Consider the following 19674-nt stretch of genomic DNA (forward strand, 5'->3'; position numbering starts at 1 on the left):
GGCGGCGATGAGCAAACGCACCCTCGGCCCGGCCAGCGTGCAGGCGGAACCGCCGCTCGCGCCGGACTCCGTCCCGGTCACCCGGTACGCGGGCGTCGTCCGCCGCCACCTGGCCGCGCTGCTCATCGCGCTGCTGGCCGGGTGCGCGCTCGGGGTCGTGAAGATCGTGCTGACGCCGACGACCTACACCGCGCAGATCTACGTGCTGGCGCCGCCGGTGGCGCTGCACCCCTCCATCGACATCGGCTCGGCGATCGACACCAACACCCGCGCCCCCCGCGAGACGACGATGGACACCGAGGCCCAGCTCGTCTGGTCCCGCCCGGTGCTGTCCAAGCTGGCGGAGCGGCCGGGCTTCGACGCGTCCGACGCCGAACTGCGCGACCGGATCGGCCTGACGGTGCCGTCCAACACCCACGTGCTCACGATCTCGGTGCGGGCCGGAACGCCGCGGACCGCCCAGGACGGCGCCCGGGTCGTCGCCGACTCCTACCTGGCGCTGCGGAACCGGATCCTCGGCCAGGTGCTGGAGCACAACCGCCAGGCGCTGGAGAACAACGCCGAGCTGCTGAAGAAGCAGCTCGCGGCGCTGCCCGGCGACGAGGACGAGCTGCGCCGGCTCACCACCCGCACCCGTCGCCAGGCGCTGGTGAAGCAGATCCGCGACGTGGAGAAGCAGGTGGCGGCCATCAAGAGCAAGCAGGAGCAGCCCGGCGAGGTGCTGCGCGGGGCCCCGCTCCCCCGGCGGGGCGACGATCCCGGACGCGACGTGGCCGTCGCGTCCGGAATCGGCATCGGCCTGCTCTGCTGGATCGCCTACGTGGTGGTCCGCGAGGTGCGGCCGCGCCGCATCCGGCGCCCCGCCGACCTGCGGCTGCACAGCCGGCTTCCGATCATGGTGGAGGGGGCGGCGCTCGGCGCCGGGCACCGCGAGGTCGCGCGGCGGCTCCGCAACCTGGTCTTCGACGCCGACGCCGCCACCGTGCTCGTCACCGGGGTCCCGGGATCGGCCGGCACCGAGGTGGCCTACGAGCTGGCCGAGATGTGCACCGAGGGCGGATCGGCCACGACGGTCCTGCGCATCGTCGCCGACGGCGAGCCCTTCCACGAGCCGCCGGCCGCGGCCGGGACCGGCCACTCGTTCACCGTCCGGCTGGTGCGCAGCGACGACGACCGCCAGCTCACCCGGGCCGTCGACAAGGCGGGCCGCGTGTCCCGCATCGTCGTCATCACCACGCCCGACATCAACGGCGCGGACACCATCGCCGCGGCCGCCGCCAGTGACATCGCCCTGGTGGTCGTCGAACGGGGACGGGCCCTGGACCGCGAGGTCGCGAGCGGGGTACTGGCCCTCGACCAGGCGGCCAACCCCGCACGCGTGATCGTGCTGACCGCTCCCGTCCTGCGCGGGCCCGCGTCCCCGGCGCCGCGGCGCGCCGCCCGCCCGTCCCCGGTCGGGGTCGCCGCTCCTGGACAAGGTTGAGATGAACAGAACCGTCTTCTTGCAAGGCGCGGTTAAAGTCGAGATGAACACTCCGTCAAGAACGAGCCTGATCGATGAGGGGGATCGTCGTGGGAGCTGACCAGACGGCCGACGCCCAGGGGGGGCACCTGCTCGCCCTGGTCCGGCGCTATCTGGGGGCGCTGATCGGGCTCGCCGTGCTCGGCACCGCGGCCGGCGTCGCCCTGGAGATCGCCGTGCCGCCGCCGTTCAAGGCCACCGCGACGGTGCTGGTCAGCCCGCTGGAGGGCAACCCGTACTCCCCGGAGGGCCGCGGCGACGACCTGGTGAACCTGCAGACGGAGGCGCAGCTGGTCGCCACCGACAGCGTCGCCAAGATCGTCCAGAAGAAGCTCGGGCACGAGGCGGAGGGCGACATCGGGGTCTCGGTCCCGCCCAACACCCAGGTGCTCAACCTGACCTACACCGCGAACAGCTCCGGCAACGCCCGCGCGGGCGCGCAGGCCTTCGCCGACGCCTACCTGGAGTACCGCACGCAGCGCGCGCAGGCCGTGGTGAACAACCAGCTCGCGAAGCTGAAGGCGCAGTCGGCCAGGGTCGAGCACCTGCTGCAGCGGGCGAACAACGAGCTGGCCGCCTCCTCCGGCTCCCGGCGCTCCACCCTCCAGCAGCGCGTCACCGCCTACACCAACCAGCTCGGCGTCATCGACGAGCAGTCCAACGACATCGCCAGCACCCCCCTCGACCCCGGACAGGTGATCACCCCGGCGGACGCGCCGGCCGGGCCCGGCATCGTCCGGCCCGCGATGTACGGCGCGGGCGGCCTCGTGCTCGGGCTGGTCGCCGGGTTCGTGGTCATGCTGCTGCGGGAGCGGCTCAACCAGCGGCTGCGCAACGCCGAGTCGATCGAGGGGCTCGGCGTCCGGACGCTGTCCACCATCCCGGCGGGCGGCCCGCCCGGCGACACGCTGGCCCTGGTCAGCGCGCCCAAGAGCCCGGTCGGCGAGGCGTACCGGCGGCTGCGCGCCGCGGTCGTGGCGACCGCGCCGCAGACCCCGGTGGCGCTGCTGATCAGCAACGCCACCCCGGGGGGCAGCGCCCGCATGGCCAGCGCCAACCTCGCGGTCTCGCTCGCCTTCGCCGGCGCCAAGACCATCATGATCGACGCGACCACCGAGGACGCCGACGTCAGCACCCTGTTCGGCGCCCGGCCCGGCGGCAAGGGGCTGTCGGACACCCTGCTCAGCGGCACGGACCCGGCGACCCTGCTGATCCACACCGACTCGCAGCTGCGGCTGCTGCCGCGCGGCCCGCGCGCCCGCGAGGCCGCGCACCGGTTCAGCGGCCCGCGGATGCGCGAGACCGTCAAGGTGCTGCGCCGCCGCAGCGAGTACCTCATCGTGAACGCGGCGAGCCTGCACGACGCCGACGCGCAGGCCCTGTGCACCTTCGTGGACGCGGTCGTGCTCGTGATCAACCAGGGCGTCACGACCCGCGAGGAGCTGCGGCAGGCGTACGTGGAGGCCGAGCGCGCCGGCGTCACGGTGCTCGGCGCCCTGCTGGAGCCGCCGGAGCCGCGGGGAGGGCGCGCGGCGCGGCAGGCTCCGCCCGCCCGCCAGCCCCACCCGCCTCAGGGCTCCGAGCCCCGCCAGCCGGAGGCGCGCGCCGGCCGGCGCCGCGCCCCGGAGGCCCCCCTCGCGTGGGCCGAGGACCCGTCGCGCGGCGGGCAGGACGAGCCCGACGAGGAGCCGGCCGACTCCGGGTCCCTGGTCACGCAGGCGCTGCCGCAGGTCAAGCAGCCGCCCCGCACGGGCGAGGCGCGGCCGGCGCCGTCCGGGCGGCGCGGCGCGCCGCAGCCGCAGCCAGAGCCGCGGCGCCGTCCCCTTCCGCCCGCGCTCGAACCCCCGGCCGGGCCGGGCAAGCCCGTCGCCCCCAAGCCCGTGTCCCCCACGGAGGTCACCCAGGGCACGGGGACGGCGCGTCCGCGCCCGGCGGCGCCCGCCGGCGCCGAGCCCGCCGAGCCGGCCGACGCGGCCGCCGACGACGGGCTGGAGTCGGCCGCGACGCGGACCCAGGAGGACATCTCCAAGTTCATGCCGCCGGATCTGCCGGAGGACGGCGCGGACGGCAAGCCCCCGGCGGGGCCGAAGGACGCCGCGCCGGACGTCTCGCCCCGCTACGGCAAGAAGCCGCACAAGGCCGGCCGGCATGCCGGCCCCTGATTCCGACGGAGCAGCGGCGGACGAGCCGAAGCCGTCCGGTCCGGGCGGGCCGAACCTGAACAGGCTGGCGAGGGGCGGCGCGCTGAACCTCGTCGGCGCCGCCGTCGCCGGCGTCCAGGGCCTCGCGCTCGTCTTCCTGGTCGCGCACCTGTACTCGCAGCGGATCGCGGGCACCTTCTTCGCGGCGACGTCGCTGTTCATCATCCTGCAGGCCGTGTCGGGGCTCGGCACCGACGCGGGCCTGCTGCGCTGGCTGCCCCGCCACCTGGCGCTCGGCGACCGCGGCGCGGCGCGCCGGACGGTGCCGGTGGCGCTCGTCCCGGTCGCGGCGACGGCGCTGGCCGCGGGTCTCGTGCTGGCCCTCACCGCGCCGTGGACGGCGGGCCACATCGGCGCCGACGACCCCGGCCAGGCCGTGGGCATGGTGCGGGTGCTGGCGCTGTTCCTGCCCCTCGCGGGGGCGCACGACGCGCTGCTCGCGGCGACCCGCGGGCACGGCTCGATGCGGCCGACCGTCCTCGTCGACAAGATCATGCGGCAGACGCTCCAGGTCGCCGGGGTCGTCGTGGCGGCGCTGCTGACCGACGACGCGGTGTGGCTCGCCCTGGCGTGGGCGGCGCCGTACCTGCCGTGCCTGGTCGTCGCCCTCCTCTGGTACCTGAAGATCAGCCGCCGGAGCCGCGCCGAGGCGCCGGTGGCCGCGGAGGCCGGGACGCCGTCCGGCTGGCGGCCCCTGGCCGGCGACTTCTGGCGCTTCACGGCGCCGCGCGCGTTCGCGCAGATCTGCCAGACGGCGTTCCAGCGCGCCGACATCGTGCTCGTCGCGGCGCTCAGCTCGCCGCGCGAGGCGGCGATCTACACCGCCGCGACCCGGTTCATCGTGATCAGCCAGCTCGTCACCCAGGCCGTGCAGAACGTCATGCAGCCCGCGGTGAGCCGGCTGATGGCGCTCGCCGACCGCGCGGGCGCGCAGCGGGTGTTCGCGGTGTGCGCGTCCTGGAACCTCGCGCTCGCCTGGCCGGTGCACCTGTCGATCGCGGTCGGCGCCCCGGTGTACGTGGGCTCCTTCGGCGAGGGCTACCGCGGGACCGGCGAGGTCGTCACGGTCATCCTGGCGATGGCGATGCTGGTGGCGACCGCGACGGGCGCCCGCGACGTGATGCTGCTGATGGCGGGCCGCAGCGGGCTCAGCCTGGTCAACCAGAGCGCCGCGCTCGGCGTGAACCTGGTGCTGAACGTGCTGCTGATCCCGCCGTTCGGGATCGCCGGGGCGGCGGTCGCGCGGGCGTGCGGGCTGCTCGTGCGGACGCTGCTGGCCCTGGTCCAGGTCCGGCGGATCCTCGACATGACCCCGGCGAGCGCCGGGCTGTTCTGGGCGGGCGGCTCCGCGCTGGTCAGCTTCGCGGCGGTGCCGCTGGCCGTCCGGCTGGCCGCCGGCTCCAGCGAGGCCGCCCTCGCCGGCGGGCTGATCCCGGGCGCGATGCTGTACCTCGCCCTGCTCTGGGCCGGCCGCGAGCGGCTGTCCCTCACCGCCTTCGCCTCCCTGCTGCCGGGGAGGCGCGGCCGTGCCGCACCCGCGGGCGCCGCCGCCGCGCCCGCCACCGAAACGACATCTGCCAGGAGCATGCATGCCCACGGGAATTGACCAAGTGCGCCGCAAGTCCCGCGCGGTGCTTCGCAAGAGCGGGCTCGCCCCGAGCGGCCCGGTGTACGGCCGGCTGGTCGACGCCGGGCGCTCGCTGCCGATCCCGGCCGCGGCGCGCGTCGCGGTGTCCACCGCCGTGCTGCGGCGCCCGTGGAAGGTCCCGGTCCGGTTCGACCAGCTCCTCGTCGGCGCGCAGGGCGGCTGGACGGCCCGCGAGTTCGCCGACCGCACCGGCGACCTGCTGTGGCCGTCGACCCCGTTCCTGGACGGCCCGCACGTCGGGCTGCTGCGGCTCGCCGACGAGCGGCCGGAGCTCACCGACGCCGAGATCCTGTCCAGCGCCTACGGCCGGCTCGGGATGCGCTGCATCGAGGCGGGCGGCGCCTACTTCGGCGGCACCGACGAGGCCGGCGTCCTCGCCGCCGCCCGCGCGTTCGTCGCGCGGTACCGCGGCGAGGAGGCGCCCGGCACGGCGCCCCGCCCGCAGCAGAGCGGGCCGCAGGACCCGGTGCTCGTCGCCCCCGTCCGCGGCTCCGACCAGTACCAGATCCTCGACGGCCACCACCGGCTCGCCATCGCCGCGATGAGCGGCGCCGACGGCGCCAACGTCGTCGCCAAGTGGCTGCCCGTCACCACGCCCCTGCAGGATCTCCTGCTGAAGATGAGCTGGCTCGACGGCACCCACGAGCTCTACCAGCCGATCGACGCGCCCGAACTGAGGACCGGCTGGACGACCGTCCGGCAGTGCACCGACCGGCTCGCGAAGATGGACGCGTTCCTCGCCGAGCGCGGCATCGCCGGGGGCCGCTACCTGGACGTCGCGAGCTGCTACGGCTGGTTCGTCGCGAAGATGGCCGAGCGCGGCTTCGACGCCGAGGGCATCGAGCGCGACCCTCTGGCCGTCCCGCTCGGCCGGGCCGTCTACGGGCTCCCGGACGGCGCCGTCTCCACCGGCGACTGCGTCGACTTCCTCGGCGGGCACGACGCCGGCCGCTGGGACGTGGTGTCCTGCTTCAGCCTCCTGCACCACTTCGTCCTCGGCCGCGGCTCGGTGAGCGCCGAGGAGCTGATCCGGCTGCTGGACCGCGCCACCGGCCGGGTCCTGTTCTTCGACACCGGCCAGGACAACGAGGCGTGGTTCGCCGAGTCGCTGCGCGGCTGGGACCCCGCCCGCGTCGCGGCGTTCCTGCGGGAGAACACCGGGTTCGACGAGATCGTCGACCTCGGGCCCGACGACGACGCCCGGCCGCCCTACGAGGACAACTACGGCAGGCACCTGTTCGCCTGCGTCCGCTCGGCGTGACCCACCGGAGGCGGCCGGCGGCGCGCCGCCCGGTCGCCGCGCTCATCGCCCTCCCGGCGCTCCTCGCGGCGGCGGCCTGCGGCGGGTCGCCCGCTCCCGCGAGCGGGCCGCAGGTCTCCCCGCCGCCCGCCGCCGGCTCCGCCGGCGCGCGCAGCGGCACCGTGTGGACGAGCGGGTTCAACTCCGACGGGCAGCTCGGCCGGCCGGGGCCGGCCGCCGACCCCCGGCTCGCCCCCGTCACCGGCGTCGGCGGCCGGGGGCGGCTCGACCGGGTCGTGGCCGTCGCCGGGGGCGCCCGCCACTCGCTGGCCGTCCTCGACGGCGGGCAGGTCGTCGCGTGGGGCGCCAACGGCGACGGCCAGCTCGGCGACGGCACCACCCGCGGCAGCGGCGTGCCCGTGCGCGTCCGCGCGCCGGACGGGCGGCCCGGCCGGCTGGACGACGCCGTCGCGGTCGCCGCCAACAACGACTTCTCCATGGCGCTGCGCCGCGACGGCACCGTCGTGACCTGGGGCGAGGGATCGTCCGGCCAGCGCGGCACCGGCGCGCGCACCACCCCTCCCGTCCCGACGACCGTGCGCGCGCCGGACGGGCGCGGCGCGCTCACCGGCGTCACGGCGATCGCCGCGGACGGGCACACCGAGCTGGTGCTGCGCGGCGACGGGCAGGTGCTCGCCTGGGGCGCCAACGCGGGCGGCATGGTCGGCGACGGCACCCGCGAGGACCGGGCCCTGCCCGTCCCGGTGCGCGGGCTGGGCGGCGCCGCGCGGCTGGACGGCGCCGTCCGCATCGCGATCGGCGGCCAGCACGGGCTGGCGCTGCTGCGGGACGGGCGGGTCGCGTCATGGGGCCGCAACGAGCTCGGCCAGCTCGGTGACGGCACGCGCCAGGACCGGCTCACGCCCGTCCTCGTCTCGGGGGTGGGCGGCGAGGGCGTCCTCGACGGCGTCACCGCGGTCGCCTCGGCGGAGAAGCACAACTACGCCCTCCGCGGGGACGGCACCATCGTCGCCTGGGGCAACAACACCGCCGGCCAGCTCGGCGACGGCACGGTGAAGCCGCGGACCGCCCCGGTCACCGTCGTCGGGCGCAGCGCCCCGAAGCTGCGCGGCGCCGCCCGCGTGTTCGCCGGGGAGGCCTACGGCGCGGCGATCCTGGCCGACGGGACGCTGCTGACGTGGGGCGCGGGCGGCAGCGGCCAGCTCGGCTCGGGGAAGAGGGCGCCCCGCAGCCGTCCCGGCACGGCGCTGACGACCGCGGGCACGGTGCCGGCCGACGCCCTGTCGGTGGGCGTCGGCGAGCGCCACCTGATCCTGCTGCTGGGCTCCGGAGCGCCGTAGCTCTCCGGAGCCTTCAGGACTCCTTGGGCGGTTCCGGCCTGGCGTCGCCGGGCCGGGGACCGTCCACCGGGGGCTGGGGCGCGGGAGGCTGGGCTCCGGGCGCGGGAGGCGCGGCGGCCGCGCCCGGGGCTCCGGTCCCGCCGGCGGGAGCGGGGGTCGCGGAGCGGCGGCGCCACAGCAGGAACCCGCCGCCGGCGGCCGCCACGGCCACCACCCCGGCGCCGCCGAGCACGTACGGCATGGGCGATCCGTCGTCCTTCGGGGGCTCGTATCCGGCGGCGGGAACGGTCGGCTGCGACTGGGCGAGCGTGCGCTCCTCCTGCTCCTGCTGCTTGACCGACGCCTCCGGCGCGGGCTTGCCGTTGTTGCCGCGCTTGCCGGGCTTCGGCGGCGCGTACTTCGACTCCGGGAGCGTCTGCACGAAGCGCAGCAGCGCCAGGTCGGGCTTGCCCTTGCTGCCCTTCACGGCCCCGTCGTAGATGGACTTCACCCGGGCGCCCGGCAGCGCCGTGGAGGACACCCGGAGCTGGTCGCCCGCCAGCACCGCGTAGGTGCCCTTCCGCTTCATCAGGCCCGGCAGCCGGCCGAGGACCTGTCCGGGGTCGTTCCCGGGCGGCAGGATCGCGATGAACACCGCGACGGACCGGCCCTGCGCGCTGCGGAGCAGTTCCTGCGCGCCGTCCGACTGGTAGTACTTGGCGTGGGAGTCGACGTAGTAGCCGCTCTCGCTGATGCCCTCGGCGACCGCGTCGAGGTCGACGCCCGCGAAGGCGGGCGCGGCGGTCATTCCGAACGCCGGCACGAGGGCCAGCGCCAGCGTCCCGGACGCGACGATGCGGCGGGAGAAGTGGTTCACGGAAGAGGCTCCTTCAACGCTGGGATGGCCATCGACATTACCGGCGCCACTTGGGGAAAGGTGGCCAAAGCAGGGGAATCGGCATCGCCGCGGTCAGATGCCGCGGCCTCGGGTGTGCAGGGCCAGCAGGACGCGTTTGCCGGACACGACCCCCGACGCCACGGCCAGCGCGAACGGGACGCGGCGCTCGGCCGGGTTCGCCCTGAGGGCGCGCGCCGACCAGCGCAGCGCGTCCCTGCGGCGGCCCACGGTCGCGCAGCCGAAGGCGAGCTGCCCGTAGACGCGCCCGGCCGCGCCCGGCTCCTCGCCGATCTCCGGGTAGTGCTCCAGGAACCACTCCAGCGCGGCGACCTTCGTCTCCCACGCCTGCGCGTAGTAGGACGTCAGCCCCCACAGGACCCGCACGTACGGCTCGTCCACGTTCACCACCGGGTGGCGGCGGGCGGCGCGGAGCGCGAGGTCCCAGTCCTCGCCCTGGCTGCCGGGGATCGTCTCGTCCACCATGCCGATCTCGATGAGCGGTTCGCGGCGCGCCACGTAGGTGGAGGAGTGGACGCTCATCATCCGGTCGCGGATCAGTGCGTCGTAGGTCACCCGGTCCGTCCCGGCCAGCCGGGGCAGCTCCCGCCCGTCGAAGTCGATCAGGATGCCGGAGCTGCACAGCACGGCGTCCGGCTCGCTCTCCAGGGCCTTCACCTGCGCGGCGAGCTTGCCGGGCAGCCACAGGTCGTCGTCGTCGCAGAACGCGACCAGGTCGGTGTCGAGGGCGAGGATCCCGGAGTTGCGGGCGCCCGCCAGGCCCGGCGCCCGGGTGTTGCGGATCACCTCGACGCGGTCCCCCGCGAGGGACGCGTCGGGCTCGGCCCGGTCGAAGACGACGACCGCGCGCACCTCGCCCTCGTACTCCTGGGCCAGCACCGACTCCAGCGCGCGGCGCAGCAGCTCCGGCCGGTCGTGCGTGGGAAGCACGACTCCGACGGATGGGGGCATCCAGGGCCTGCCTTGTCGTAGGGGGTCGGGAGGAGGCGGACCGGCGGCCGCCGCGGGGCCCGCCGGCCCCGCGGAGCCGGGTCAGCGCGCGCCGGTGATCATTCCGGCGGCGACGGTGTTGTTGGTGGCCTCGTCGATCAGGATGAAGCCGCCGGTGAGGCGGTTGCGGCCGTAGTCGTCGACGAACAGCGGCTGCGTCACCCGCAGCGAGACGCGGCCGATCTCGTTCAGGCCGAGGGAGGCCGCCTGCTCGTCGCGGTGCAGCGTGTTGACGTCCAGCCGGTAGTGCAGCTGCTTCACCATCGCCTTCGCGGTGCGGGTCGTGTGCTTGATGACCAGCTTCGAGCGCGGGGTGAGCGTGCGGTCCGGGGTCATCCAGCAGACCATCGCGTCGATGTCCTGCGCGACCTCGGGCCGGTTGTTCGGACGGGCGATCATGTCGCCGCGGGAGATGTCGATGTCGTCGGCGAGGCGCAGCGTCACCGACATCGGCGCGAACGCCTCGTCGACCGGCCCGCCCGGCCCGTCGATATGGGTGATCGTCGTGGTCAGCCCGGACGGCAGGTGCACCACCTCGTCGCCCGGCTTCAGCACGCCGCCCGCGACCTGGCCCGCGTAGCCGCGGTAGTCGTGCAGGTCGGGGTCGGTGGACGCGTGCGGCCGGACCACGTACTGCACCGGGAACCGCACGTCGATCAGGTTGCGGTCGGAGGCGATGTGCACGTGCTCCAGGTGGTGCAGCAGCGACGAGCCCTCGTACCACGGCATGTTCACGCTGCGCTCGACGACGTTGTCGCCGTGCAGCGCCGAGATCGGGATGAACGTCAGGTCCGTGACCTCCAGCTTGGAGGCGAACGCCGTGAACTCGTCCACGATCCGCTCGTACACGCCCCGGTCGTAGTCCACCAGGTCCATCTTGTTGATCGCCACGACCAGGTGCGGGACCTGCAGGAGCGTGGTGAGGAACGCGTGCCGGCGCGACTGCTCCAGGATGCCCTTCCGGGCGTCCACGAGGATGATCGCCAGGTCGGCGGTGGAGGCGCCGGTCACCATGTTCCGGGTGTACTGGATGTGCCCCGGCGTGTCGGCGATGATGAACTTGCGGCGCGGCGTCGCGAAGTACCGGTACGCCACGTCGATGGTGATGCCCTGCTCCCGCTCGGCCCGCAGGCCGTCGGTCAGCAGCGCCAGGTTCGTGTACTCCTCGCCGCGGTCGGCGCTGGTCTTCTCGACCGACTCCAGCTGGTCCTCGAAGATCGACTTGGAGTCGAACAGCAGCCGGCCGATCAGCGTGGACTTGCCGTCGTCGACGCTGCCGGCGGTGGCGAACCGCAGGAGGTCCATCTGCTTGGCCGGCCGGGCCTCGGCCGGCCGGTCCCCGGCGAGCCGGTCGTTCGCGCTGGCCATCAGAAGTAGCCCTCCTTCTTGCGGTCCTCCATCGCGGCCTCGCTGGTGCGGTCGTCGGCGCGGGTCTGGCCGCGCTCGGTGATCCGCGTCGCCGCGATCTCCTCGATCACCTCGTCGAGCGTCACCGCGTTCGACTTCACCGCGCCCGTGCAGGACGCGTCGCCGACCGTCCGGTACCGGACGGTCGCCGTGAACTCGGGCTCGTCGTCGCCGCGGTTCGCGAAGCCCGTCTCGGCGTCCAGGAGCAGCCCGTCGCGCTCGAACACCTGCCGGGTGTGCGCGAAGTAGATCGGCGGGAGTTCGAGCTCCTCGCGGCGCACGTAGTCCCAGATGTCGAGCTCGGTCCAGTTCGACAGCGGGAACACCCGGACGTGCTCACCCTGCACGATCTTGGTGTTGAACAGGTTCCACAGCTCCGGGCGCTGGTTCTTGGGGTCCCACTGCCCGAACTCGTCCCGGAAGGAGACCACCCGCTCCTTCGCGCGGGCCTTCTCCTCGTCCCGGCGCGCGCCGCCGAACGCCGCGTCGAACTGGTGCTCCTCGATGGCGTCCAGCAGCGGGGTGATCTGCAGCCTGTTGCGGGACGCGCGGCGGCCCTTCTGCTCCACCACCCGGCCGCTGTCGATCGCGTCCTGCACCGACGCCACGACCAGCCGGACGCCGAGCTCGGCCACCCGGCGGTCCCGGTACTCGATCACCTCCGGGAAGTTGTGGCCGGTGTCGACGTGCATGACCGGGAACGGGATCGGGGCGGGCCAGAACGCCTTCTGGGCCAGGCGCAGCATGACGATGCTGTCCTTGCCGCCGGAGAACAGCAGCACCGGCCGTTCGAACTCGGCCGCCACCTCCCGGAAGATATGGATCGACTCGGCTTCGAGGATGTCCAGCTGGGACAGTAGGTAATCGCGACGCTGCATGGTCATGGGGCTCTTTCACGCTGTTCTGGCAGTGGCAACCGATGGCACGGAGACGGGCGGACCGGTCAGGGCAGCGCGCCGCTCACTTCCCGAATGCCGGTCAGCAGCGTTGACGCCGACATGGGATGGCACACCAGGATATCCGGGAGCCGGGGGTCCTCACGGTTGTAGCGCAGCGGCGACCCGTCGATCCGGGACGCGTGCGCCCCGGCGCCGAGCGCGACGGCCGCCGGGGCCGCCGAATCCCACTCGTACTGGCCGCCCGCGTGCACGTAGGCGTCCACCTCGCCGAGCAGCACCGCGGAGATCTTCGCCCCCGCCGACCCGATCGGGACCAGCTCCACGTCCGGCTCGATCACCTCCGCCAGCCGCCGGACGAACTCCGGCGGCCGCGTGCGGCTCACGGCGATGCGCAGCTTCCCCGCGTCCGGCGCCGGGACGTGCAGCGGCACCTCGCGGGGCGGCGGCGTCCCGGCGGGCCCGGCGGTGACGGGGTCGGGCTCGGCGAGGTCGGTCCGGACGAGCGAGGCGCCGCCCACCGCGTCCGTGCGGAGCGTCAGGCCCTGCGCCGGCAGCGCGACGGCGCCGGCCGCCAGGCGGCCGGCGCCGGACGCGTCGCGCTCCCACAGCGCCACGTGCACGGCCCAGTCGCGGCGGCCCTCCTCGGAGAACTCGCGGGTGCCGTCCAGGGGGTCCACGATCCACACGCGGGAGGCCGTGAGCCGCTCCGCGTCGGCGGTGTTGCGGGTCGGTGCGCGGTCGTCGCCCTTGGACCGCTTCCCGGCGACCGAGGACCGCCCCTCCTCGGACAGGACCGCGTCGCCGGGACAGCGCTCGGCGAGCGCCGCCATCAGGTACTCGTGCGCCCGCAGGTCGCCGGTGTCCTTCAGGGCCCTCGCGTCGGCGAAGCCCATCTCGTCCCGCACGCCCAGCAGCAGCCGGCCCGCCGTCCCGGCGAGCTCGGCCGCGAGCGAATGATCGTCTCTGGCCCCTGGCTCGGTCATCTGAGATCACATTCCCGACTCGACTGGTCTGCTCGGTCTACTTTCTCATGCGGCCCGCACCGGCCACGGGACGAGGTCTCGCTCAGCGGCCCGCCGCCGGCGGCGGGCGCTCAGTACGCGCCGGAGCCCCGGAAGACGGCCGACCAGGTCTTCCACATGATCTGCAGGTCCAGGGCGAGGGACCAGTTGTCCACGTACCGCAGGTCGAGGCGGACCGACTCCTCCCACGACAGGTCCGAGCGGCCGCTCACCTGCCACAGGCCGGTCAGGCCCGGCTTGACGACCAGGCGGCGGTAGACGTCCCCGCCGTACTGGGCGACCTCGTCCGGCAGCGGCGGGCGCGGCCCCACCAGCGACATCTCGCCCCGCAGCACGTTGAACAGCTGCGGCAGCTCGTCCAGCGAGTACCGGCGCAGCCGGCGCCCCACCCGCGTGACCCGCGGATCCTGCCTGATCTTGAACAGCACGCCGTCGTGGTCGTTGGCGGCCAGCAGCTCCAGCCGGCGCGCCTCGGCGTCGGCGACCATCGTGCGGAACTTCAGCACCGTGAACTCCCGGCCCCCGCGCCCGACGCGCGTCTGCCGGAACAGCACCGGGCCCTCCCCGGACATCTTGATCAGGACCGCGATCAGCAGCAGCAGCGGGCTCAGCGCCACGATCCCGCCGAGCGCCGCCACCCGGTCGACCAGGCCCTTGAGGACCTTGCGGCCCCCGTCCAGCTCCGGATGCTCCACGTGCAGCAGCGGCAGGCCCGACACCGGGCGGATCGAGATCCGCGGGCCGGTGACGTCCATCAGCGCGGGCGCCACGACCAGTTCGACGTCGTTGCGCTCGATCTGCCACGCCAGCCGGCGCAGCGCCACCCCGTCCATCTCCGGGCACGCCAGCACGGCCACCGAGTCGGCGCCGATCCGGTCGGCGACCGCCGCCGCCTGGCCGAAGTCGCCCAGCACCGGGACGCCCTCCACCTCGGCGACCGCGTCCTCGCCCGCCGCGAGCGCGGGCGGCAGGCACACGGCCACGATGTCCATGCCGTGGTAACGCTTCTTCTGCAGCAGGCGGATCAGGTCGGACACCGACGTGCGGTGCCCGACGGCGACGACCCGCCGCATGCACTCGCCGTGCCACCGCTTCTTGTGCAGCCACTTGCGCAGCCGGTACCGCGCCAGGAGCGCCAGGAACGTCCCGAGGGGCAGCGCCATCACCACGTAGCCGCGCGCGACGTCGGTCTTGGTGGCGTACGCCACGATCGCGACCACCGCCGTCAGGATGAACCCGGCGCGCAGCACCCGGTGGAACTCCTCGTACCCGACGCCCACGTACCGCGGCTGGTAGGCGCGGCACAGCATCAGCGTCGGAACCCACACCACCGGCAGGGCCACGGTCAGGACCACGTACGGCGCGTCCAGCTCCGTCGGGACGCCCGGGAACCTGAGCACGAAGGCGATCACACCGGCCATCAGCATGCTGGTGAAGTCGAGAACCCTCGCGATCCGCCGGTAGGAGCGGCTCCAGTTCTGCGACGCCGCGCGCTCGTGCTCATGGCGGATCGATGACTCGGCCTGAACCTTGTCAACGACGGCCATAAATCACTCACCAATCCTGTGTAACGCGCGCCTCGTCAGCGCGATTCACACCGAAGACGGCTGAACGTCGCCCGAGGTTCACATTGAACCTGAACCTCGATCGGCCTGCATCTTACGGTCGCTTTGCCGTGGTCACGGGCGGAACGTAGCCCCCACGTGGACAACGCACCCAAACCGCCCCGACCGCACACGAAGATGGCGCCACTGCGCCTTGATCACAGCCGTTCACCGATCGTGAGGCCGGATGCGGTCACCCGACCGAACGCAACCGGTCACCCCGGGTGAACGGATTTTCGGCCCGACACCGTCAGTTATGTCACAGTGACGCAATTGCAGGGCCGAAAAAGGCGGGTCGCCCTCGATTCAACCCTCTTCACCGCCCGTCGCGCGGCGAAATCGGTCAACCCGCGTGGAACGTGTTCTGCGCGGCCGCCAGCCCCTCGGTCAGCAGCGCCTCGACCGCGTCCGCCGCACGGTCCACCTCGAAGTCGAGCTCCTTGCGCTCCCCCGCGGAGAAGTCCTTCAGCACGAACGCCGCCGGGTCCATACGCCCCGGGGGGCGCCCCACCCCGAACCGCACGCGCGGATACTCCTTCGAGCCCAGCGACCGGGTGATGGACCGCAACCCGTTGTGGCCGTTGTCACCGCCGCCCTGCTTCAGCCGCACCGCCCCGAAGGGGATGTCCAGCTCGTCATGGACGACGACCACCCGCTCCACCGGCACCTTGTAGAAGTCGCGCAGCCCCTTCACCGGACCGCCCGACTCGTTCATGAAGGTGCGGGGCTTCGCCAGCACCACCCGCTTCCCCGCCAGCCGGCCTTCGAGCACGTCCGCCCGCGCCCGGTGCGACCTGAACCTGCCTCCGGCGCGCGCCGCCAGGACGTCCAGCACCATGAACCCCGCGTTGTGCCGGTTCTTCGCATACGACGGCCCCGGGTTGCCCAGCCCCACCACGAGCCAGAGATCCGCGTCCACCCGCACTCCTCACACGCGAGCACGGCCCCCGCCGGTGCGCGCACCCGCGGGGGCCGTGGAAGTACCCTGCGGCCCGCCGTCCGGGGCGGCCGCGCGCCGGGCCTCCGAGGCCCGGCGGCACCGCCGTCACTCGGCGGCGGCCTCGCCCTCGGGGGCCTCGGTCTCGGCGGCGGCGGCGGCCTCGGCCGCCTCGGCCGCCTCGGCCGCGGTCTCGGTCGCGCCGGCCGACGCGGTCGCGTCGGCGATCTGCAGGACGAGGGCCTCCGCGTCGACCTGCAGCGTGACGCCCGACGGCAGCTTCAGGTCGCCGGCCAGCACCTGCGTCCCGACCTCCAGGCCCTCGATGGACAGGTCGACGGCCTCGGGGATGTGCGTCGCCTCCGCCTCGACCGACACCTGGACCAGCTCCTGCTGGACGACGCCGCCCGCGACGACGTCGCCGACCAGGTTGACCGGCAGGTCGACGACGACCTTCTCGCCGCGCTTCACCAGCAGCAGGTCGACGTGCTCCAGGAAGCCCTTGACCGGGTCGCGCTGGACGTCCTTCGGCAGCGCCAGCTCGGAGCCCCCGGAGAGGCCCTCGATGGTCAGCAGCACGTTCGGCGTCTTCAGGGCGAGCATCAGGTCGTGGCCCGGCAGCGCGATGTGCTGCGGGTCGGTGCCGTGACCGTAGAGGACGGCGGGCACCTTGCCGGCCCGGCGGGTGCGCCGCGCGGCACCCTTACCGAACTCGGTGCGCGGCTCGGCGGCAATGCGTACCTCGGACACGGCGAAAACTCCTCGTTGTTGCTTCCACGGCCGTCCGGCATCGGACGTCCGCTACGGACGATGCGTTGCGTTCCTCGCGCGCCGTCGAAGGCGGGCGCGCTCAAAGATTCGTTTGCGTTCCCCGGGGAGTGCGGGCCCTTCGCGGGCACCGCACTTGAACGTCCTGGGGCATACGCGGTTGCACAAGTCTAGCCCAACACGGCAACGCCCAACGCCACGGCCCTGCCGGCGCCATGGCCGCCGCCATGCCCGCCGGCACGCGCCGTGCCCGAGGTCGAGGTCTAGCTGTGGCCGCCGAACAGGCTCGTGACCGAGCCGTCGGAGAACACCTCGTTGATCGCACGCGCGACCAGCGGCGCGATCGACAGCACCGTGAGCTTGTCGAACTGCTTCTCCTCCGGGATCGGCAGCGTGTTGGTCAGCACCACCTCGGAGATCCGGGAGTTCTTCAGCCGGTCCACCGCCGGGCCCGACAGCACCCCGTGCGTCGCCGCGACGACGACCTTGGTCGCGCCCTGGTCGAACAGCGCGTCCGCCGCCTTCACGATCGTCCCACCGGTGTCGATCATGTCGTCCACCACGACGCAGGTGCGGCCGGCGACCTCGCCGACCACGTCGAACACCTTGACCTCGTTGGCCACGTCCGGGTCGCGCTTCTTGTGGATGATCGCCATCGGGACGCCGCCCAGCCGGTCGCTCCACCGCTCGGTGACCCGCACCCGGCCCGCGTCCGGCGCGACCACGGTGACCTGGGAGGTGTCCAGCCGGCTCTCGAAGTGCCGGGCCAGCAGGTCCAGCGCGAACAGATGGTCCACCGGGCCGTCGAAGAAGCCCTGGATCTGCGCGGTGTGCAGGTCCACGGTGATCAGCCGGTCGGCGCCCGCCGTCTTGAACAGGTCGGCCATCAGCCGCGCCGAGATCGGCTCGCGGCCGCGGTGCTTCTTGTCCTGCCGTGCGTAGCCGAAGAACGGCGCGACCACCGTGATCCGCTTGGCCGACGCGCGCTTGAGCGCGTCCACCATGATCAACTGCTCCATGATCCACTGATTGATGGGAGCCGTGTGACTCTGGACCACGAAGGCGTCGGAGCCGCGGACCGACTCCAGGAACCGCACGAACGTCTCGCCGTTGGCGAAGTCGTACGCGGACGTCGGCGTCAGCTCGACCTGGAGGTTGTCGGCTACTTCCCTGGCCAGGTCAGGGTGGGCTCGGCCGGTGAAGAGCATCAGCTTCTTCTGGCCGCTCGTTTTTATCCCACTCACCTCTGACAACTCCCCCTCAATGGAACCGTGCCCTGCATGTGGGTTGTCGTCCCCACTCCCGCGCACCAAAGAGCCGGCGCGCGGGTCGTCTTGTCGTCGAGCCGCTCTCCGGTCGGGCGGCCCTGTGTTGTTCCGGAAGACGCCGTCGTCCTCCACCTCCCCGCCCTGAGGCGGGGCAGTCCTCTTCGGGCGCGCTAAGTCGCGCTCTCCTCGCCGGCCCGGGCCCGGCGGGCCGCCTCGGCCGCCGGCGTCCCCGGCCGCTTCCGCTCGACCCAGCCCTCGACGTTGCGCTGCCGTCCTCGCGCGACCGCCATCGCCCCGGGCGGGACGTCCTGGATGATCACCGAGCCGGCCGCGGTGTAGGCGCCGTCCCCGATCGTCACCGGCGCGACGATCATGTTGTCGCTGCCGACCTTCACGTGCGACCCGATGACGCTGCGGTGCTTCTCCACACCGTCGTAGTTGACGAACACCGAGCTCGCGCCGATGTTCGAGCCGGCGCCGATCTCGGCGTCGCCGACGTAGGTCAGATGCGGCACCTTCGTGCCCTCGCCGATGTCGGCGTTCTTGGTCTCGACGTACGTGCCGACCTTGGCCCCGGCCGCGAGCGTCGTCCCGGGCCGCAGGTAGGCGTAGGGCCCGACCGACGCCTCCGGCCCGATCCGCGCCCCGACGCACACCGCGTTCGTCACCGACGCGCCGGCGCCGACCGTCGTGTCGGTCAGCGTGCAGCCGGGACCGACCCGCGCGCCCTCGCCGAGGTGCGTCCTGCCGTGCAGCTGCGTCCCCGGGTGGATCTCCGCGTCCGGTTCGGCGGTCACGTGCACGTCGATCCACGTGGAGGCCGGGTCGATGATCGTGACCCCGGCGCGCATGTGCGCTTCGAGGATGCGGTCGTTCAGCTGCCTGCGGGCCTGCGAGAGCTGGACCTTGTCGTTGACGCCCTGGGTCTCCACCCAGTCGGCGGCCAGGTGCGCCCCCGCCCGGTGGCCGTCGCCGCGCAGGATCGCCACCACGTCGGTGAGGTACTCCTCGCCGCCCGCGTTGTCGGTCGTCACCCGCTTCAGCGCGTCCGCCAGGAGCGCGCCGTCGAACGCGTACATCCCGACGTTGATCTCGTTGATCGCGCGCTGCTCCTCGGTGGCGTCCTTGTGCTCGACGATCGCCTCGGCGCTGCCGTCCGCCGCCCGGATCATGCGCCCGTAGCCGGTCGCGTCCGGCATCTCGGTGGTCAGCACGGTGACGGCGTTGCCCTCGTCCTCGTGCGCCCGGACCAGCGCCCGCAGCGTCTCGCCCCGCAGCAGCGGGTGGTCGCCGTTCGTCACGACGACCGTCCCGTCCAGCGCGCCGGTCTGCTCCAGCGCCATCCGCACGGCGTGGCCCGTCCCGCCCTGCCGCTCCTGCACGGCGGCCTCGGCGTCCGGGGCGTGCTCGGCGAGATGCCCGACGACCTGCTCGCGCCGGTGCCCGACGACCACGACGAGCCGCTCGGGCTCCAGTTCGCGGGCGGCGGCGAGCACGTGGCCGAGCATGCTGCGCCCGCACAGCTCGTGCAGCACCTTCGAGGTACGGGACTTCATCCGGGTGCCCTCGCCCGCGGCGAGGACGATGACGGCGGCCGGGCGGCTCGCAGCGCTCACAAGGAGGCTCCTCGGCATCGCGGACGGGGATCGGTCGCGGGCCCGCCCACCTGCGACAGCACGACACGGCAGGCCGGGGCGAACCCGACACCGGCAGGATACCGCCCACCTCGCTCCTGTCACCCCACCGCCCACCCCGGGGGACCCGGTCGGGCGTCTCAGACAGCTCCGGCGCAAGGACTCGAACCTTGTCTAAGGGCACCAAAAACCCTTGTGCTGCCAATTACACCACGCCGGATCAAAGCAGACGGGTCCGGACAGAGCCGCGAACCGACCGGCCCCCACGATACCGACAC

General features: G+C 73.6%; 15 protein-coding genes and 1 tRNA gene. 5 read left to right on the forward strand and 11 right to left on the reverse strand.

The genetic code is table 11. The features are described from left to right. Positions 1-7 precede the first annotated feature (7 nt). The 5 genes from AB0C87_RS41565 to AB0C87_RS41585 all read left to right on the forward strand — a co-directional run bounded on the left by AB0C87_RS41565 (position 8) and on the right by AB0C87_RS41585 (position 7972). The gene (locus AB0C87_RS41565; protein ID WP_345173575.1) at positions 8-1483 is read left to right on the forward strand and encodes a hypothetical protein; all 1476 of its coding nucleotides are present in this window, start codon (positions 8-10) and stop codon (positions 1481-1483) included. Between the two features lie 89 nt (positions 1484-1572). Beyond that, on the forward strand, positions 1573-3684 hold the full coding sequence (locus AB0C87_RS41570; RefSeq protein WP_360582062.1) for a hypothetical protein: 2112 nt from the start codon (positions 1573-1575) through the stop codon (positions 3682-3684). Further along, entirely contained in the window at positions 3671-5329 is a 1659-nt protein-coding gene (locus tag AB0C87_RS41575) for a polysaccharide biosynthesis C-terminal domain-containing protein (protein WP_360582064.1), read from the forward strand. The genes AB0C87_RS41570 and AB0C87_RS41575 overlap by 14 nt, the downstream gene beginning before the upstream one ends. After that, positions 5313-6632 (forward strand): ParB N-terminal domain-containing protein, encoded by a 1320-nt coding sequence (locus tag AB0C87_RS41580; protein ID WP_360582066.1) that lies wholly within the window; start codon positions 5313-5315, stop codon positions 6630-6632. Before AB0C87_RS41575 ends, AB0C87_RS41580 begins: the two co-directional genes overlap by 17 nt. After that, on the forward strand, positions 6629-7972 hold the full coding sequence (locus tag AB0C87_RS41585) for a chromosome condensation regulator RCC1 (protein ID WP_360582068.1): 1344 nt from the start codon (positions 6629-6631) through the stop codon (positions 7970-7972). The genes AB0C87_RS41580 and AB0C87_RS41585 overlap by 4 nt, the downstream gene beginning before the upstream one ends. 13 nt (positions 7973-7985) lie before the next feature. Here AB0C87_RS41585 and AB0C87_RS41590 read toward each other — a convergent pair whose 3' ends face one another. The 11 genes from AB0C87_RS41590 to AB0C87_RS41640 form a co-directional block, all read right to left on the reverse strand. Then, complete coding sequence (locus tag AB0C87_RS41590) at positions 7986-8828, reverse strand: hypothetical protein (protein WP_353835690.1); 843 nt, start codon at positions 8826-8828, stop codon at positions 7986-7988. A 93-nt stretch (positions 8829-8921) separates the two neighbouring features. Then, positions 8922-9818: a glycosyltransferase family A protein gene (locus AB0C87_RS41595; RefSeq protein WP_345173564.1), complete on the reverse strand. Its 897-nt coding sequence runs from the start codon at positions 9816-9818 to the stop codon at positions 8922-8924. A gap of 81 nt (positions 9819-9899) precedes the next feature. Then, the gene (locus tag AB0C87_RS41600; RefSeq protein ID WP_345173626.1) at positions 9900-11162 is read right to left on the reverse strand and encodes a GTP-binding protein; all 1263 of its coding nucleotides are present in this window, start codon (positions 11160-11162) and stop codon (positions 9900-9902) included. Between the two features lie 62 nt (positions 11163-11224). Then, a complete protein-coding gene (gene cysD, locus AB0C87_RS41605; protein WP_345173624.1) occupies positions 11225-12142 on the reverse strand; it encodes a sulfate adenylyltransferase subunit CysD in 918 nt (305 codons plus the stop codon). Between the two features lie 65 nt (positions 12143-12207). Further along, positions 12208-13146, reverse strand: coding sequence for an inositol monophosphatase family protein (locus AB0C87_RS41610; RefSeq protein WP_353835692.1), 939 nt, complete (start codon positions 13144-13146; stop codon positions 12208-12210). Positions 13147-13256: 110 nt separating this feature from the next. After that, on the reverse strand, positions 13257-14732 hold the full coding sequence (locus AB0C87_RS41615) for a sugar transferase (protein ID WP_345173561.1): 1476 nt from the start codon (positions 14730-14732) through the stop codon (positions 13257-13259). 400 nt (positions 14733-15132) lie between these two features. Beyond that, entirely contained in the window at positions 15133-15708 is a 576-nt protein-coding gene (pth, locus tag AB0C87_RS41620; RefSeq protein ID WP_345173558.1) for an aminoacyl-tRNA hydrolase, read from the reverse strand. Positions 15709-15834: 126 nt separating this feature from the next. Next, positions 15835-16476 (reverse strand): 50S ribosomal protein L25/general stress protein Ctc, encoded by a 642-nt coding sequence (locus tag AB0C87_RS41625; protein WP_345173556.1) that lies wholly within the window; start codon positions 16474-16476, stop codon positions 15835-15837. Between the two features lie 281 nt (positions 16477-16757). Continuing rightward, positions 16758-17738 (reverse strand): ribose-phosphate diphosphokinase, encoded by a 981-nt coding sequence (locus tag AB0C87_RS41630; protein ID WP_141578287.1) that lies wholly within the window; start codon positions 17736-17738, stop codon positions 16758-16760. Between the two features lie 194 nt (positions 17739-17932). Next, the gene (gene glmU / locus AB0C87_RS41635; protein ID WP_345173553.1) at positions 17933-19378 is read right to left on the reverse strand and encodes a bifunctional UDP-N-acetylglucosamine diphosphorylase/glucosamine-1-phosphate N-acetyltransferase GlmU; all 1446 of its coding nucleotides are present in this window, start codon (positions 19376-19378) and stop codon (positions 17933-17935) included. A 166-nt stretch (positions 19379-19544) separates the two neighbouring features. Further along, positions 19545-19616: transfer RNA gene (locus tag AB0C87_RS41640), tRNA-Gln, on the reverse strand. Between the last annotated feature and the right edge of the window lie 58 nt (positions 19617-19674).

Origin of the sequence: Actinomadura sp. NPDC048021 (genome assembly GCF_040653135.1) — a bacterium.
Lineage (GTDB): Bacteria > Actinomycetota > Actinomycetes > Streptosporangiales > Streptosporangiaceae > Spirillospora > Spirillospora verrucosospora.